Genomic DNA, 16,170 nt, shown 5'->3' with positions numbered 1-16,170 from the left:
CGAGTGAAGGGCATCTGTACAGAACAACGGAGACGGACCGAAAAAGGTTCACACCCATCCGGCATGCATGACGTGCCGGCGGCAGACACATATTCTCCTGGGCGAGATGTCACGATCACACACTCACACACACCGAGGACGAGGCTGACGTGAACGACTTCCATCCCGGCCGCAGACGCCTGCTGAAGATGTTCGGTCTGGGCGCCACCGCGACCACGGCGGCCATCCTCCAGGCCGACCCGGTGCTCGCGGCGACCCTCGGGTACGACGAGAAGACCGGGGTCTCCCCCGCCACGTACCGGGCCCCCAAGGGGCTGGCGCGGAACACCGCGGCCAAGCAGACCGCCCTCGACTGGATCGCGGCCGAGGAGGGCGCGATCACCAGGCTCAGCGACGAGGTCTGGCAGCACGCGGAGCTGTCGTTGCGCGAGTGGAAGTCCTCCCTCGCGCACGCGAAGTTGCTCCAGGACAACGGCTTCACCGTCGCATGGGGCTCGGGCGGCTTCCCGACCGCGTTCGTCGCCACGTACGGCACCGAGGGCCCCGTCATCGGCTTCAACGCGGAGTACGACGCCCTGCCCGGCCTGTCGCAGAAGAAGGGCGTGGGCACCCACGACCCGCTGGTCTACAACTACGACGCCTACGGCCCCACGTACGGCGCGGGCCACGGCGACGCCCACAACGCCCTCGGTGCGGGCGGCACCGCCGCCGCCATCGCGGTCGCGCGGGCGATCCGCGCCCACGGCCTAAAGGCCACGGTCAAGCTGTTCGGCAGCGCGGGCGAGGAGCAGCTCGTCGGCAAGGCGTACGCGGTCAAGGCGGGCGTCTACGACGGCCTCGACGCCTTCCTGGACTGGCACCCCTTCAACATCACGGTGCCGTTCTGGAACACCACCAGCGCGCTGATATCGGCCACGTTCACCTTCCTCGGCGCCTCCGGCCACGGCGGCACCCCGCTCGGCAACAAGAGCGGCCTGGACGGCGCCCTGCTGATGGCGACGATGTCGGAGTACCTGCGGGAGAAGAACGTCGCCCCGTCCGGGCGCTTCCACTACGCGATCATCAACGGCGGCGGTGCCCCGAACGTGACCCCGGACATGTGCTCCATCTGGTTCTTCGTCCGCGAGGGCAGCCCGGCGCGCGCCAAGGTGCTGTACGACAAGATCGTGGAGTGCGGCAAGGCCGCGGCCCAGGCCAGCCAGACCCGTCTGGTGCACAAGTTCCACTCCGCGACGTGGAATCTGCTGGCGAACAAGGCCGGCGCGGAGCTGCTCAACGACAACATGCGGCAGCTCGGCGCGCCGCGGTTCACCGACGCCGACCACGCCCTCGCCAAGGCGGTCCAGAAGTCACTGGGCAAGCTCGAGGTGGGCATGCCGACCGAGCTGACCCCGCTGGCTCCCCCGGCGGCGGCCTACACCGGGGGTCTGGCCACCGACACCGCCGACATCAGCTGGCAGGCGCCCACCGCCGTGCTGCTGTCAGCGGCCTACCCGCCCGGCATCCCGAACCACAACTGGGGTGCCACCGCGACGGCGGCCACCAACATCGGCCACCAGGCGCTGCTGTCGGCCGCCCGCTATCTGGCGGCGGGCGCGATCGACCTGATCGAGCAGCCGGACCTGCTGGACGCGATGAAGCAGGAGTTCGAGGACCGCACCGAGGGCGTCGAGTGGGCCTCGATGATCCCCGACGGCAACCAGCCTCCGCTGTACGAGCCGCCCGCCGAGTTCCTGAAGGCGACCGGCCAGACCTGGCCGCCGAAGGGCGTGACCTGGCCGGTGCCCCCGATCGTGTCCACCGAGCAGCTCGGCGGCACGGGCCCCGCCCTCGCCCCGGTGACCTGACGGCGCGACGCCTCGCCCCGCCCCGCACACACCTCCGCCCGTGGTCGTCTCGCCCCCGCGACCGCGGGCGGAGGTCTGCCGTGACTTACGTCAAACCGCCCCCGGTCCGCGGCACACCTCCCGGCGGCCTTCCGCACCGACGCCGCCGACACCGTCAACGGTCCTGCCCAGGGCCGACCGTTGACCGTCAACTGACCGATGTGCGACGACAGCGCCCGGCGAAGAGTGGTGAACACAGACTTCGTCCCACGGAGGGGGAACTCCTGTCGTGCACCGTGATCAGTCACCCCTGCGGGCGCGCTCGGCGCCCGAGCTCGTGCCCTCGCTGTACCTGGATATCGACCAGCTGGTCGACGAGTTCACCCGGCAACCGATCACCGCGAAATTCCGGTTCGACCCGGACATGCCCGCGGTGATCACGGTCGAGTTCGTGGCGGAACGCGGCCCCGGGCTCGTCTGGCGCATCGGCCGTGAACTGCTCCATCGCGGCCTGACGGCGATGAGCGGCTGCGGCGACGTCCGGATGTGGCCGATGGCGCCCGGCGAACGGCCCTCGTCCTGGCTGCTGCTCGAATCGACGGAAGTGGAGGCCCTGTTCGAGGTCCCCATCCCGCCCCTGGCGGACTGGCTCGACGCGACGTACCGGGTCACCTCTGCCGAGGCGGAGATGGCCGGTCTGGACTGGGACGGCTTTCTCGTCGGGCTGCTCGACGGCCCAGGAGCGGCCTCGGAGTGACCGTGGCCGGGCCCACACCGGGATGACACACGGATGACTTGCCCCCCGTCTCGTCACCTGTCAGAGTGGTGACGCGCAGGGTTTCCGTCCCGACGACACACCTGTGCCACAGGCCGCACGTGTGCGGCGGACGAGGAGGACCGAAGTGAGGACCAGCAACCCTTTCCTGTCCCGCTGGGACGGCGCCAGTGACGCCGGTCGGACAGCCGCACGCACGGGCCGACCGGTGGGCACAACGGTCGGCGGCAGGCCGGCGGACGACTACACGACCAACCCCTACGCCCCAGGCGCGGACACGTCCCTGCGGACCAGCGGCACCGCCGTCACCATGGACGACGTCGTCGTCCGCACCGCGACGACGCTCGGCACCGTGATCCTGACGGCCGTACTGTCCTGGCTCCTGCTCCCTGTCGACGAGGCGAACATCGGCCGCTCCTACGGCCTCGCGACGGGCGCCGCCCTCGTCGCCTTCGTCCTGGCGATGATCCAGTCCTTCAAGCGCACCCCGGCCCCGGCTCTGATCCTCGGGTACGCGGCGTTCGAAGGCGTCTTCCTCGGCGTGCTCTCCAGCACCGTCTCGACCTACATCGCGCCGGGCGTGGTCGTACAGGCGGTCCTCGGCACCTTCGCGGTGTCCGCGGGGGTGCTGATCGCGTACCGGATGCGCTGGATACGTGTGACCCAGAGGTTCGCCGGGTTCGTCGGCGCCGCCGCGACCGGCTTCGTCCTGCTGCTCTTCGCCGACCTCCTCTTCTCCGCCTTCGGCGCGGGTGACGGCCTCGGCTTCCACAGCGGCGGCCTCGGCATCCTGTTCGGTCTCGTCGGCGTCGTGCTCGGCGCGGCCTTCCTGGCCCTGGACTTCAAGCAGGTCGAGGACGCCGTCGCCTACGGCGCCCCGCGCGAGGAGGCATGGCTGGCCGCCTTCGGTCTCACCACCACCCTGGTGTGGATCTACCTGGAGGTGCTGCGCGTGCTGTCCCTCTTCAACAGCGACAACTGAGTGCTCCACCAGGGGAGGGGCACGCGCGGCGGCGCGTGCCCCTCGGCATGTCCGCGCGCGGGCGCACTCGCTGAACCCGCCCGGAACCCCGCTCGTTCTCCTGGTGACGACCCGACCGCCGGACCGGGAGAGACACCGCATGAGCCCCCACGAGCAGTGCCCCCACCAGGCCGCGAGGGTCGTCATCGACCCCGCCTTCAAGGCGGACGCCCCCGCCCGCTACGCCCGCCTGCGCGATCTCGGCCCCATCCATCCGGCCGAGTTCCACCTCGGCCTCAAGGGCTGGGTGGTCGTCGGCTACGACCTGGCCCGCGAGGCGCTCACCCACCCCGCCCTGCTCAAGGACCACACCCCCGCCGCCGAGGCCCTGGCCGCCGCCGGTTACGTACTCAACGAACCCTCCGTCGGGCTCGGCGCGCAGATGATGGAGGCCGATCCGCCCGAGCACACCCGGCTGCGGCGGCTGGCCTCGGCCGCCTTCACCCCACGCCGTACGGCCGAACTGGCGCCGCGCATCGAGCAGATCGCCCACAACCTGATCGACGCGCTGCCATCAGCGGGTGAGGCGGACCTCGTGGCGGCGTTCAACGCCCCACTCCCCGCCACGGTCATCGCCGAACTCCTCGGCATCCCCGAGGAACACCGCCTCGACTTCCGCCAGTGGTCGTCCCAGGCCCTCCGGGTGGCCTCCCCCGAACACCGCGCGGCACTGACCGGCCTGCACGGCCTGCTGGCCGGCCTCGTGGCGGACAAGCGCCGCAGCCCCGAGGACGATCTGCTGTCCGCCCTGGTCGCCGTACGGGACGAGGAGGACGGCCGCCTCTCCGAGGAGGAACTCGTCGGCACGGCACTGATGCTGGTCGTCGCCGGCCACGAGAGCACCGTGAACCTGCTCGGCAACGCCGTGCTGGCCCTGCTCCAACACCCCGACCAGTTACGGCAGTTGCGCGGCCGCCCCGAGCTGATGCCCGGCGCGGTGGAGGAGTTCCTGCGCTACGACCCCTCCGTCGAGCGCTCCACCAGCCGCTACGCGGCCGAGGACCTCGAACTCGCCGGGGTACCGATCCCGCGGGGCAGCATGGTCGTCGTAGCCCTCGGCGCGGCCGGACGCGACGCCCCGCAGGCCGAGGACGCCGATCCCGCCGTACTCGACGTGACCCGCCCCGCCGCCCGGCACCTGGCCTTCGGACACGGCATCCACTACTGCCTGGGCGCCCCGCTGGCCCGCCTGGAGACGACCATCGCGCTACGGGTCCTGCTCGCCCGCGTCCCGGAACTCGAACTCGCCGTACCGGCGAAGGAGTTGGAGTGGATCGGCTCCGGCATCATCCGCGGGATGCTGTCCCTTCCGGTGCTCTACCGCGTCGGCTGACGACACACACGTACAACAAGACGTCCCGGCCCGCGTCGTGCAGACGCGGGCCGGGACGTCGTACGCGAGGCTCAGGCGGCCCGGCTGCGCAGCTGGCGGGACTTCCAGCCCAGCAGCAGGGCCTGGAGGATGAACCACACCCCGCCGCCCGTGGCGTACACCGACAGGACGTCGAGCGAGGGGTTGTCGCCCGCGGCCTGGATGTTGTAGGTGATGCCGACGAGGAAGGACAGTCCGCCCGAGATCAGGGTCGGCCACTGCTTGCCCAGCTCGGGGCCGCGGCGCCGCAGTCCGACGATCACCTGGGCAGCGCCGGAGACGATGGCCCAGGCGCCGAACACATGGAGCACCGCCGCCTCGTCACCGGCGCCGGCGATACCGATCGCGAGGGCGGCCAGCGTGCTGAGCACGCCGTTGAACGCGGTGACCCGGCGCTCGGAACCGTTCGGGGTGGCCCGGTAGTCGATCAGCGAGGACACCGCGTCGATCAGCGGGTAGACGACCAGCAGTGTGATCGCCGCGGCGTCGAGGTTCTCGTGGGCCTTGGCGAAGGCCAGGGCCCACGCCACGGCCAGAACACCGCGGACGAGGTACAGCCGCAGCAGGGAGTCGCGTTCGCCGGTGGCCGCCGCACCCGTGGGTGTCGATGTCTGCGTGCTCATGGTGGTTCGGCCTTTCTCAGGTCAGAGGGCTCGTCGTCGGCCCGGTCAGTAGCGGGAGGGAGTGACGCACGTGAAGCTGGAGGCGAGGGCCGGGTCGCCGTGGCCCGTGTAGCGCAGGACGCGCGGGTAGTTGCACAGGTCGCGGGCGACGCTCTGCCCGCCGGCGTTGATCAGGGTCGCGGGCAGCGTCTTGGGGGCCTTGCCGTGCTCGACCCAGGCGGTCAGGGCGCCGAGGTCGTCGGTGGTGCCGTCACCCTTGTTGAGGCCGCAGTGGACCGTGCCCGGGGCGAGGAAGAGGCGGTAGAAGTCGTCGACCTTCTTGGCGCTGCCGAGCTCCCGCCCGACCTTCTCGCGGTACTGCACGGTGCCCTGGGCGGGGATGTACTGGTCGGCGTCGCCCTGCCAGGTCAGCAGCTTGCCGCCGGACTTGCGGAAGGCCGACAGGTCCGGGTCGTCGGTGCCGATGACCTTGTCGTACTCGGCCTGGGACTGCTTGAACAGCTGCGTGAACCGGCTGTAGGTGATCGTCGACAGGTCCAGGGAGGGGTCCTTCGCCACCCAGAGCTTGACCCAGGCGGCGGGCACCGGGAACGGGTCGGGGCCGGCCAGCGCGTTGATGTCGGCGCCGATCGGGACGCCGTACCAGAGCTTCTTGCCCGAGGCGGTGCGCGGGCCGTCCCAGATCTTGCGTACGACGGTGGCGTCGGCCGCCGTGATGGTCAGCTCCTTGCCGTCGCACACGACCTTGGTGCCGATCAGCCGGCGCGGGTCGAAGTCGCACCGGGACGGGTCGTTGACCAGGCCGTCCTTGACGCCGTCGAGCTTGTCGCAGGCCTTGACGGCGGCGGCGGTGAAGGCGTTGAACTCGCACGAGGACGGGTGGGTCTTCTCGTTGTTCATGACCACCTGCGGCCACAGGGTGGCGACCTCGAACTCGTCCCAGTTCACGGCGGGCGCGTTGGCGAGGATGCCGTCGTAGTCGTCGGGGTAGCGCTGGGCCTCCATGTAGCCCTGGCGGCCGCCGGTGGAGCAGCCGTTGAAGTAGGAGTACGCGGGGCCCTTGCCGTAGATCCCGTCGACGACCGCCTTGCCCACGACCGCCGCCTCGTGCTGGGAGCGGGAGGCGAAGTTCTTCAGCAGCGCGGTGTTGACCTGGCCCTGGCTGGTCAGCGCCCAGCTGGTGTCGAGGGCGTCGCCGACGCCGGCGTCGGTGGTGACGGCGGCGTAGCCGTTCTTGACCGCGGTGGCCAGGCCCACGTTGTTGTCACCGGCCAGGTAGGCGGCGCCGCCGAGCCCCTGGAAGCGGCCGTTCCAGCCGTTGACGGGCAGCCAGGTCCGCACCTTGGCGTGGTCGTCGGCGCCCGGGTGGGTGAGCGTGACGGTGACCTCGCAGTAGGCCGGGACGTCGGTGACCGTCCCCTGGAGGACGCCGGTGCCCTGGATGGTGCCGCCGGGCTGGCTGATCGCGGTCACGGACTCCACCTTGGTGCCGGTGGGGGCCTTCACGGAGGGCGCCGCACAGTTGAGGGGGGTGGAGGTGGTCTGGGGCTCCGCCGAGGCGGTCGGCAGGTACACCGCCGCGGCGAGCGGCACACCGGCCGCGAGAACAGTGAGGAGTCGTCTCATGGTTCATCCATCCAAGAAGTAGGTGTGCGCCCAAGCGGCGACACATGTGCACTCTGGCTGTGCGTCGCACAGCCCGACTACAGTCATTCGACGGTCTGTCGCTCTTCCCGCAACCACCGCGAGTGGTAGCGCTCCGCCCACGACCGACTTACGTATCCGGTACGCATGCCCAGCCGCGCCTCGGGGTCCTCGAAGGCCCTGCGCATGTGTCCGATCAGGACGAAGGTGATGGCCCAGGCCAGGATGTCGTGGACGAAGATCGCACTGGTGCGGGAGATGAAGGGCAGCAGCCCCATGAACCACATCAGCAGGCCGGTGAACATCATCACCAGCACGGCGCCGGCGATCCAGCCCGCGTAGAGCTTCTGCCCCGCGTTGAACTTGCCGGCCGGGCGGGCCTCGGGCGAGGTCCGGCGCCGGCGGACGGCCCGCAGCCACTGCCGGTCGTACACCGCGAAGCGGTTCAGCCTGCGCAGGTCCGCGCGGAAGGCGGGAGACAGCAGCCCCAGCAGGAACGGCAGGGGCAGCAGGATGCCGGACCACTCGTGGACCGTGACCATCAGGTGCCGTCGGCCCACCAGTTGGGCCAGCGGCCCGAGGTAGAGACAGGCGGCGGTGACCAGGCACAGCAGCATCAGGTAGCCGGTGGACCAGGCGCTCGGCGGTGGTGAAGCGGCGGATGCGGCCCTCGGGTTCAGGCCGCGTCCCGGTCGGCGCCGTCGAGCCAGCCGTCGACCGCATATCCGCGCTCCTCCCAGTAGCCGGGGACGACCTTGTCGGTGACCGAGATGCCGGACAGCCACTTGGCCGACTTGTAGAAGTACATGGGCGCCACATAGAGGCGGACCGGTCCGCCGTGCGCGTGGGTGATGGGCTTGTCCTGCATGTTCAGCGCCACCAACACGTCCGAGCGGCGGGCCTGTTCGAGGGTGAGGCTCTCGGTGTACGCGCCGTCGAAGCAGGTGAACCGGACGGCCGCGCTCGGCGAACGCACCTCGGCGGCATCCAGGATGTCCGCCAGCTTCACGCCCTCGAAGGGTGTGTCGTCCACGCGCCAGCCGTCGCGGCTGTACGACGGCGAAGTGCCCGGTCAGCCCATGCCGGACCCGATGCAAGCGTCCCCTCCTTCATCGCGTGCCCCCAGCTCACCGAGCCGCCGACCCGGCGCTCCTCGGCGATCCGCTCGATGACGCTCTCCAGCTCGTCGAACCCCTCGGCCAGCGCGTCGTCGCCCTCGTCCAGCAGGTCGAGACTGCGCACCGCCTCGGGGCACCGCGCCCGTAGGCATCGGCCACAGCAGCTCGTCCTCGGTCTTCCGGTGATGGCGTACGAAATCGACGAACCACCGCACGGTCGCCACCAGAGTGCTGGTCTCGACGGCCGCGCCACCTGCCAGCCGGGTGAACGACTCCGCGACCAGCTCCGCGCCCCGGCTCATGACCGTGTGGACGGCGAGCAGTTCCTCGAAGCGACGGGTGCCGTCCGTGACCTGCGCCTGCGTGGCGGACATCCGTGAACCCTTCTGCACATGAGTGAGCGCACCGGTGGCCCGAGGGGGGACCCAGGCCACCGGTGCGGGGACGGGGACGGACCACGCAGGTGCGAACGGATCACACGAGCGTGGCTGGACTCCGAGCGTCCCGTCCCGGCTCCCCCGTCCGCGTGTCGACGGCGGAACCTTCCATCTGGAGAACGTGACGGTGGACCGGAAAGGTTCAGCACAACATGTGCGTCCGGTCGCTCCGGCGAGACACCTCAGAGATACATGGCCCGATGGCTGCGATAGGCGAAGGTGTCGCCCGAGCTGAGGATGGTCACGATCTCCTCGCAGAAGCGCTGGTACTCCCTCTCGTGCTCGGTCGGCAGGGTCACGGAGAGTGCGATGCCCTGGGACCCGACGAACCGCAGGATGTTCAGCAGGCCCGGCGGTGGTGGCAGCAGCAGCACGTCCATGACCCGCCGGAAGACATCGTCGACACGCTCCTCGCCGTAGGGCGGCTCGGGACCTGTGCCGGCGAACAGATCGAGGCAGGCCGTCAGATGCCCGAGGTCGACCGCGGTCACCTCGATCGGGTAGAGGCTCGTCAACTGGTCGCCGCGCATGCTGTACAGCGTGTAGCGGGGTGGCGGCGGCTCGGCCGGAGCGGGGACCGCGGGCGCGTCCTCGGTGTGCCAGCGCGCCCACAGCGGCAGTTTCAGCAGGACCTGCACCCAGCTGTCGTAGGCGTCCGAGATGACCCGCTCGTCGTCGGAGTCCGCACCCGAGTGGTGCAGCCGGTAGAGGTGGCGCAGGAGCGGCTCCTCCAGGCTCTGGAACTTCGCGTAGAACACGGGGTCGTCGGGGACCAGAACGTACAAGGGGCACCTCCCTCTCTGAGGTTGAACGGAGTGAGCCACCCCGGGGTTCACGGGCTTCCTCTCCCGCTCACGCCGCCGCCGGCCCGTCACGTAACCACCTTGACAGGTGATGCCATCATGCGTGAGTATCGTCACCTGTTAGACCGGTTACCTTCTCGAGGAACGCTAAGTCACGTGACCGATCCACCGACTGTCACCGCCCTGTCAGACTCGACACCGCACCCCACCGGGACACCTCCAACCGCGCACACATGTCACGGAACGTGGCTACACTTCGCGGTCTTGGCCACACGCCCCGCACGCGGAGACGGCGTGGGTCCCCCACCGACGTGGTGACGACGGACCGGATGGGCGACCAGCAGCACCACTGGAGAAACAGCGAGGCCAGCCGCGAGATGGACGCGACAGTGCGCTACTCAGTCCTCGGCACCGTACGGGCGACGCGCGGGGACACCGAGATCGACGTGGGCCCCCCGAAACGCCTGGCCCTGCTCGCCCTGCTGCTGCTCCGCGCCCCCGGGCCGCTCACTCTGGGCGAAGCGGTCGACATCCTGTGGGACGAGGACCCGCCACCCAGCGCCGTCAACGTGGTGCACCGACACATCGGCGCCCTGCGCAGAACACTCGAACCCGAACTGCGCAGCCGCAGCAACGCCGAACACCTCGTCCGCGCCGCCGACGGCTACCGGCTCCTGGTCGACACCTCCAGCTCGGACCTGCTGCGCTTCCGCGACCTGCGCGCCCAGGCACAGCTCGCGCTCCGCGACGGCACGCCCGCCGAAGCCGCACAGGACTTCATCGAAGCACTCAGGCTGTGGCGCGGACCTGTCGTCGCGGCGGGCACCTCCGTGGCCCGGCACCCGGTCTTCACCTCCGTCGGACACGAGTTCGTCGCCACGGTGAAGGAAGCCGCCGACGCCGTCCTGACCGCGGCGCCCGCGCTGACCGAAGAAGTCCTGACCGTGCTGCGCAACGCCCTCGAGAACCACCCCTTCGACGAGGCCCTCCACGCCCGGGTGATCGCAGCCCTGGCCGCCACCGGCCGTCAGGCCGAAGCCCTACGACAGTTCGAGACCATCCGCGGCGCACTCGCCGAGGAACTGGGCGTCGAACCCGGCCCCGAACTGCGCGCCGCCCAGCAGCACTTGCTCCAGCGCCGGGCCTCCCGCACGCCGGACACCCCGCCGCCCCCGCCCGCGGAACCCGGCCGCCCGTCCCAACTCCCCGCGGACTGCGCCTCCTTCGCCGGCCGCCGCGAACCCCTGAGCCAGTGCCTGGAACTCCTGCCGATCAAGGGCGAGAGCCGCCCGCCCACGATGACCGCGGCCATCTGCGGCATGGCGGGAGTCGGCAAGACGACGCTGGCCGTGCACTGGGCCCACCTGGTCGCCGACCACTTCCCCGACGGGCAGATCCACATCGACCTCCAGGGCCACCACCCCTCCCGGCCCCCGCTCGACCCCGCCGAAGCCATCAGCGAGGTCCTCGGCGCACTGGGCGTGGAGCACGACCGTGCCCATGCCGGCGTCGCCGCGCTCGCCGCCCTCTACCGCAGCGCCCTCAGCGGACGCCGACTGCTCCTCGTCCTGGACGACGCGGAGAACTGTGAGCAGGTACGCCCCCTGCTCCCCGCCACCCCGGGATGCGTCGCCGTCGTCACCAGCCGACGGCGGCTTGAGGGTCTGGCGGTGACGGACAACGCCCGGATCATCACGCTGGATCCCATGACCCGTGCGGAGGGACTGGAACTGCTCGACCGGCGCCTGGGCACCGACCGGGTCCGGGCCGAGCACACCGCCGCGGAGGAGATCGTGGAACTGTGCGGCGGACTGCCGCTGGCACTGGCCGTCACCGGCGCCCGGGCGCTGGTGCAGCCACGCTTTCCGCTGGCCTCACTCGCGGCCGGACTCCAGGACGGCGACGCCTGTCTCGACGCGCTGTCGTGCCGCGACGACCGCACCGACACCCGCGGCTCCTTCCACCGCTCCTACGAGGCGCTGAGCAGCAGTGCCGCGCGGCTGTTCCGGCTGCTGAGCCTGCACCCCTCGCGCGACATCGCGATGCCGGCCGCGACGAGCCTCGCCGGCACCGACCCGCGCAGGACCCGACAGGACGTGGCGGAGCTGATGGACCATCACCTGCTCGTCGAACTGACCGCGGGCCGGTACACCTGCCACGAACTGCTGCGTACCTACGCCAGGGAACTCAGCGCGGTCCTCGACTCCCCCACCGCGCGCTCCGAGGCCCTGACCAGGATGTTCGAACACTATCTCTACAGCGCCGACGCCGCCACGGCGCACCTCGCGACCCATCGCGGCACCGTGCTCCTGCCGCCCCCGCGCCCCGGCGTCCGCCCCCAACGGTTCAACGGACGCGCGGACGCCGCCGAGTGGATCGTCGCCGAGCAGTACCTGCTGCCGGAACTCGTCCGCTCCATCGGGTCCATCGAGAACCACCCACAGGACGAGACCCTCCACCGCCGCCTGACCTCGGCCCTGGAGATGTGCTTCCAGCCCACCGACTCCTAGGCGGCCTCCGGCCGCACCACCCCCCGCAGCTTGCGCAGGGCGTTGTGGTGACGGCTCTTGACGGTGCCGGCCGGGACTCCGAGGATGCCGGCGGTCTCCTGGATGCTGCGGTCGCACAGGTATATGTGCACCAGCACCGCACGGTGCTCGGCGGACAGCCGCTGCAGCAGCGGCCTGGCCACCATGACGTCGTGCACCGCCTCCGTGCCGTCGGTCCGTGACACGGGGTCGTTGTACGTGACTCCGACGACCTCTCTGCGCGCATGGGGCTTGCGCACCCAGTCGATGACCAGATGCCGGGTCACGGTGAAGAGCCAGCCGCGGACCGATCCGTCCATCCCGAGCAGACGGTCGACGTTCCGCCAGGCCCGGATGATGGCCTCCTGGACGATGTCCTCGGCCAGTCCGTGGTCTCCCAGCATCTTCTCGGCGTACGAGACAAGGCTTTCCCGGTGTTCCCTCATGATCGTGCCGAGCAGTTCGGACCGGGACATAGCCGTGAGGGGCGTAGCCATAGTGTTCTGAACCATCCTGGTTCTCTGTGGTGCGGCGACCGGAGGCTGGATGTAACCCCCGCATTCGCACTGTAGGCAGCGACATGTGCCAGAAAAATGCTGTGTTTGTGTCGTCCTGCTGCCGCGCCTGTGCCCGATGAACACGTATGCCCGATAGGCGGCCCAGACAGACCCCCTCACCAGGTCTTTTACCGCCTTGCTCACCGATTCCCCGCCCTGGCAGGTTCCAAACAATCGCCACACATGAGTTGCATGTCACGCACAGTCGCGCCGCCTTGACCAAAGCGCAATGTGTGCGCCGGACCGCCATAAGACATGTGTGTGAGACTGCCGCACTGAAGAGTCACCTGAAAGGTATGACCACTATGCGTAAGAACCTGCTGCGGCTGGGCGTGACCATGGCCGCCGCCGTCGGTCTGTCCCTGGGCGCGGGTACCGCGTTCGCCACCCCGGCCGGACCGGGTGTGACCGGCAAGATCATCTCCCAGACCACCTTCGGCGGGACGGACTACATCCTCCGCCAGATCACCATCCCCGCAGGCCAGAGCACGGGCTGGCACTACCACGACGGAACCCTCTACGGCTTCGTCCAGCAGGGAACCCTCAGCCACTTCGACTCCGACTGCCAGGCCGACGGCGTCTACAAGTCCGGCCAGTCCCTGACCGAGCCGTCCGGCGCGGATCACGTGCACATCGGCCGCAACCTCGGCAAGACCGACGTCGTCCTCGACGTCCTGTACGTCCTGCCGCACGGCGCCCCGCTGTCGGAGGACGCCCCGAACCCGGGCTGCAACTTCCAGTAGCCCTCCCCGCCTCACATACGTCGAGCCCGCCACGGCATCACACCGCGGCGGGCTCGTCGCATGCCGGATCGCGGAGCGGGCCTCAGCCGTCCGCGGGCGACCAGGAGTGGAACATCGCGGCCTGCCCATGGATGCCCCCGTCGGCGTCCATCAGGTCCCACATCGTCACGTCCTCTATCCAGAAGGGCCGGCCGGTCCTGCCGACCCGTATCCCCCGGTAGCCGGTGGCGTAGTGGTCCACCGTCACGGCGCGCACGAAGGCGTCCCGGTCCTCCTGGCCGTCCGGCCGTGCCGACAGCCGTGACGGCAGGCCGACGAACTCGTCCCAGGAGTAGCCGAAGCAGCCCTGCGCCGTGCTGTTGGCGTAGACGAAGCGCGGATCGGCGGACGTGTCGTGCGCCAGCAGCCCGAACGGGGCCTGCTCGTACAGCCAGCGCGCGGCGTCCTGCCCGGACTCCCACGCGGTGGGGCACAGCGGCTCGCCCACCAGGCGCAGATGGCTGGAGAGCAGCAGTTCGGCGAAGGCGCCGTCATCGAGGGTTGTCATCACCATTCACATGTTTCTTTGTCCGGGACGGCTGTGGTTGCTTCGGGGGTTTCTTCTTCGTCAAGAGCCTTGACAGGGAAGTATCTGTCCCAACACCCTATGGCAACGTTGTCAGGTTTCGGGAGTCGCCTCCGTATGCCAGGCAACACACACGCCGCTGCCACTTTCTCACACCCCGTGATGGGAAGATCACACATGGCCGATCAGTTGCGCTTTTCGCGGCCCACCTCCCGGCGCACCATCGTCGCGACCGGCTCGACCCTGCTGGCCGGGTTCGGCCTCGGCACGGTGTTCACGCCGACGGCCGAAGCCTCCCCTGCGACCGCGGGTGCGACCGGCAACGGCAGCCCGTCCGCGTCGGGTGAGATCGCCGCGTATCGCCCCGTCCGTGCCTCCTCGCAGGCCTACGCGCCCACCCCCGCCGGGTTCGCGGTGGACGCGCTCCCCACTCGGGGCGTACGCGGCACCGGTTGGCGTGCCGAGGCGGGCGACCCGCAGTGGATCGAGGTCGACCTCCAGGCGGACTGCCACGTCGACCGCGTCCGGCTGACCTTCGAGGCCGACGCGAGCGACCCGGTCTTCACGCCTCCCACCGGCGGCAACCCGCGCCAGGGCACCACCGGCAAGGAGATCCTCTCCAGCTACGCCCGCGAGTTCGCCGTAGAGACCTCCCGCGACCACACCGCCTGGACCAGCGTGCACCGCACCACGGCCGGCACCGGCGGTGTGGTGGACATCCCGCTGCCGATCCCCGTCACTGCCCGCTGGGTACGCCTGACGGCCCGCCGACGCTCCAGCCCCAACCCCCTTGGCCTCAACGGCTTCGAGGTCTACGGCACCGCCCCGGCCCACCGCCCGAAGGCCACCGGCTGGACCGACTGGGGCACCCACCACGGCGACACCCCCCGGCTCACCGTGGCCGCCGACGGCACGGTGCCGCTGGAGTCGGGGTGGACCCTCACCCTGGACGACTGGGCGGACGGCGCGAGCAGGGCCGCCCCGCAGACCGGCGCGGCGCTCTCCCGCACCGGCGTCGACACCACCCGCTGGCTTCCCGCGACCGTGCCCGGCACCGTCCTCACCTCCCTCGTCGACCAGGGCAAGCTGCCCGACCCGGTCGCGGGCCTGAACAACCTGCGAATCCCCGAGGCCCTGTCCCGCCACTCCTGGTGGTACCGGCGCGCCTTCGACCTGCCCCGCGGGCTGCGCACCGGCCAAGGGCGTTGCATCTGGCTGGAGTTCGACGGCGTCAACCACAAGGCCGAGATCTGGCTCAACGGACACGGAATGGGCGAGGTGACCTTCCCCTTCGCCCGCTCCGCCCACGACATCACCAACCTCCTCACCACCGAGGGCGGCAACGCACTCGCCGTACGCATCTCCCCCATGCCGGTGCCCGGCAGCCCCGGCGACAAGGGACCTGCGGGCGAGGCCTGGGTGGACGCCGGAGCCAACACAATGAACCTCAACTCACCGACATATCTGGCCTCTTCGGGCTGGGACTGGATGCCCGCCGTCCGCGACCGCGCGGCCGGCATCTGGAACCACGTACGCCTGAGATCGACCGGGCACATCGTCCTCGGCGACCCGCGCGTGGACACCGTGCTGCCCGCGCTGCCGGACCTGTCGGTCGCCGAGCTGACCTTGACCGTCCCGGTGCGCAACGCCGACTCCGCCGCCCACGAGACCACGGTAACCGCGGAGTTCGGCGACGTCCGTGTCTCGCGCACGGTCACCGTCCCGGCGGGCGAAGACATCGATGTCATCTTCGCCCCCGACGCGTTCGCGGCCCTGCGCATGCGGAACCCCGAGCTGTGGTGGCCCAACGGCCTGGGCGAGCCCGCCCTCCACGACCTCATCCTCACCGCCCGCGCCGGCGGCGCCGAGAGCGACCGGCGCACCACCCGCTTCGGCATACGGCAGTTCGGCTACGCGTACGACACCCCGCTGAACTTCGTCCCGTCCTCCGACGCGTACACCCAGACCGTCCGCCTCGGCGCCCGGCAGGCCCGCCACATCCGCGTCCGCTGCCTCACCCGGGCCACCAGCTGGGGCAGTTCCCTGTGGACCCTGTCGGCGTACGACAGCGCCCGCCCCGGCACCGACCTCGCCCTGCACGCCCCCGCCGAGGCCTCCAGCGTCGACGAGGACGGCCACGGTGCGGCCAACGTCACCG

General features: G+C 70.4%; 13 protein-coding genes and 3 pseudogenes. 8 read left to right on the top strand and 8 right to left on the bottom strand.

From position 1 onward, the window contains the following. Nucleotides 1-149: 149 nt before the first annotated feature. The 4 genes from ACFY0T_RS45975 (at nucleotide 150) to ACFY0T_RS45960 (ending at nucleotide 4,955) form a co-directional block, all read left to right on the top strand. Nucleotides 150-1,847 carry an amidohydrolase gene (locus tag ACFY0T_RS45975; protein WP_388884521.1) on the top strand — a complete coding sequence of 566 codons (1,698 nt, stop codon included), beginning with the start codon at nucleotides 150-152 and terminating at the stop codon, nucleotides 1,845-1,847. Nucleotides 1,848-2,115: 268 nt separating this feature from the next. Next, a complete protein-coding gene (locus tag ACFY0T_RS45970; protein WP_388884520.1) occupies nucleotides 2,116-2,583 on the top strand; it encodes an SsgA family sporulation/cell division regulator in 468 nt (155 codons plus the stop codon). A 145-nt stretch (nucleotides 2,584-2,728) separates the two neighbouring features. Beyond that, complete coding sequence (locus ACFY0T_RS45965) at nucleotides 2,729-3,583, top strand: Bax inhibitor-1/YccA family protein (protein ID WP_388884519.1); 855 nt, start codon at nucleotides 2,729-2,731, stop codon at nucleotides 3,581-3,583. Nucleotides 3,584-3,722: 139 nt separating this feature from the next. Then, nucleotides 3,723-4,955, top strand: coding sequence for a cytochrome P450 (locus ACFY0T_RS45960; protein WP_388884518.1), 1,233 nt, complete (start codon nucleotides 3,723-3,725; stop codon nucleotides 4,953-4,955). Nucleotides 4,956-5,026: 71 nt separating this feature from the next. Here ACFY0T_RS45960 and ACFY0T_RS45955 read toward each other — a convergent pair whose 3' ends face one another. The 5 genes and pseudogenes from ACFY0T_RS45955 to ACFY0T_RS45935 form a co-directional block, all read right to left on the bottom strand. Continuing rightward, entirely contained in the window at nucleotides 5,027-5,617 is a 591-nt protein-coding gene (locus tag ACFY0T_RS45955; RefSeq protein WP_388884517.1) for a DUF308 domain-containing protein, read from the bottom strand. 45 nt (nucleotides 5,618-5,662) lie between these two features. After that, nucleotides 5,663-7,243 carry a tannase/feruloyl esterase family alpha/beta hydrolase gene (locus ACFY0T_RS45950; RefSeq protein ID WP_388884516.1) on the bottom strand — a complete coding sequence of 527 codons (1,581 nt, stop codon included), beginning with the start codon at nucleotides 7,241-7,243 and terminating at the stop codon, nucleotides 5,663-5,665. An 83-nt stretch (nucleotides 7,244-7,326) separates the two neighbouring features. Then, nucleotides 7,327-7,984, bottom strand: a pseudogene (locus ACFY0T_RS45945) (cytochrome b/b6 domain-containing protein). Then, nucleotides 7,938-8,306: pseudogene (locus ACFY0T_RS45940) on the bottom strand (molybdopterin-dependent oxidoreductase); the annotation flags it as partial. The pseudogenes ACFY0T_RS45945 and ACFY0T_RS45940, both read right to left, overlap by 47 nt. Further along, nucleotides 8,267-8,503: a hypothetical protein gene (locus tag ACFY0T_RS45935; RefSeq protein ID WP_388884515.1), complete on the bottom strand. Its 237-nt coding sequence runs from the start codon at nucleotides 8,501-8,503 to the stop codon at nucleotides 8,267-8,269. The gene ACFY0T_RS45935 and the pseudogene ACFY0T_RS45940, both read right to left, overlap by 40 nt. Before the next feature lie 61 nt (nucleotides 8,504-8,564). Between ACFY0T_RS45935 and ACFY0T_RS45930 the strand changes: the two genes are divergently transcribed. Next, entirely contained in the window at nucleotides 8,565-8,759 is a 195-nt protein-coding gene (locus ACFY0T_RS45930; protein ID WP_388884514.1) for a hypothetical protein, read from the top strand. A gap of 239 nt (nucleotides 8,760-8,998) precedes the next feature. Here the strand turns inward: ACFY0T_RS45930 and ACFY0T_RS45925 are convergent, their stop codons facing one another. Continuing rightward, nucleotides 8,999-9,601 (bottom strand): hypothetical protein, encoded by a 603-nt coding sequence (locus tag ACFY0T_RS45925; protein WP_388884513.1) that lies wholly within the window; start codon nucleotides 9,599-9,601, stop codon nucleotides 8,999-9,001. Nucleotides 9,602-9,930: 329 nt separating this feature from the next. On the opposite strand from ACFY0T_RS45925, the gene ACFY0T_RS45920 reads away from it, so the two are divergent. Then, on the top strand, nucleotides 9,931-12,129 hold the full coding sequence (locus ACFY0T_RS45920; RefSeq protein WP_388884512.1) for a BTAD domain-containing putative transcriptional regulator: 2,199 nt from the start codon (nucleotides 9,931-9,933) through the stop codon (nucleotides 12,127-12,129). Here ACFY0T_RS45920 and ACFY0T_RS45915 read toward each other — a convergent pair. Then, nucleotides 12,126-12,623, bottom strand: coding sequence for a sigma-70 family RNA polymerase sigma factor (locus tag ACFY0T_RS45915; RefSeq protein WP_388884511.1), 498 nt, complete (start codon nucleotides 12,621-12,623; stop codon nucleotides 12,126-12,128). The two genes, ACFY0T_RS45920 and ACFY0T_RS45915, sit on opposite strands and share 4 nt — an antisense overlap. Nucleotides 12,624-13,009: 386 nt before the next feature. Between ACFY0T_RS45915 and ACFY0T_RS45910 the strand changes: the two genes are divergently transcribed. After that, complete coding sequence (locus ACFY0T_RS45910) at nucleotides 13,010-13,447, top strand: cupin domain-containing protein (protein ID WP_388884568.1); 438 nt, start codon at nucleotides 13,010-13,012, stop codon at nucleotides 13,445-13,447. Between the two features lie 82 nt (nucleotides 13,448-13,529). Here the strand turns inward: ACFY0T_RS45910 and ACFY0T_RS45905 are convergent, their stop codons facing one another. Further along, nucleotides 13,530-14,000 carry an MEKHLA domain-containing protein gene (locus ACFY0T_RS45905; protein WP_388884510.1) on the bottom strand — a complete coding sequence of 157 codons (471 nt, stop codon included), beginning with the start codon at nucleotides 13,998-14,000 and terminating at the stop codon, nucleotides 13,530-13,532. A gap of 189 nt (nucleotides 14,001-14,189) precedes the next feature. On the opposite strand from ACFY0T_RS45905, the pseudogene ACFY0T_RS45900 reads away from it, so the two are divergent. Beyond that, a pseudogene (locus ACFY0T_RS45900) lies at nucleotides 14,190-16,170 on the top strand (glycoside hydrolase); the annotation flags it as partial.

It is taken from the genome of Streptomyces sp. NPDC001530, assembly GCF_042894545.1.
Taxonomy (GTDB): domain Bacteria; phylum Actinomycetota; class Actinomycetes; order Streptomycetales; family Streptomycetaceae; genus Streptomyces.
Note: the sequence above shows the minus strand (reverse complement) of the source record. Positions and strands in the feature narration are given on the sequence as shown.

Bases quoted from the DNA above. Each gene is read 5' to 3' on its own strand.
- ACFY0T_RS45960 (WP_388884518.1), top strand. From the start codon at position 3,723: ATGAGCCCCCACGAGCAGTGCCCCCACCAGGCCGCGAGGGTCGTCATC.
- ACFY0T_RS45955 (WP_388884517.1), bottom strand. From the start codon at position 5,617: ATGAGCACGCAGACATCGACACCCACGGGTGCGGCGGCCACCGGCGAA.
- ACFY0T_RS45950 (WP_388884516.1), bottom strand. From the start codon at position 7,243: ATGAGACGACTCCTCACTGTTCTCGCGGCCGGTGTGCCGCTCGCCGCG.
- ACFY0T_RS45930 (WP_388884514.1), top strand. From the start codon at position 8,565: ATGGCGTACGAAATCGACGAACCACCGCACGGTCGCCACCAGAGTGCT.
- ACFY0T_RS45915 (WP_388884511.1), bottom strand. From the start codon at position 12,623: ATGTCCCGGTCCGAACTGCTCGGCACGATCATGAGGGAACACCGGGAA.
- ACFY0T_RS45910 (WP_388884568.1), top strand. From the start codon at position 13,010: ATGCGTAAGAACCTGCTGCGGCTGGGCGTGACCATGGCCGCCGCCGTC.
- ACFY0T_RS45905 (WP_388884510.1), bottom strand. From the start codon at position 14,000: ATGGTGATGACAACCCTCGATGACGGCGCCTTCGCCGAACTGCTGCTC.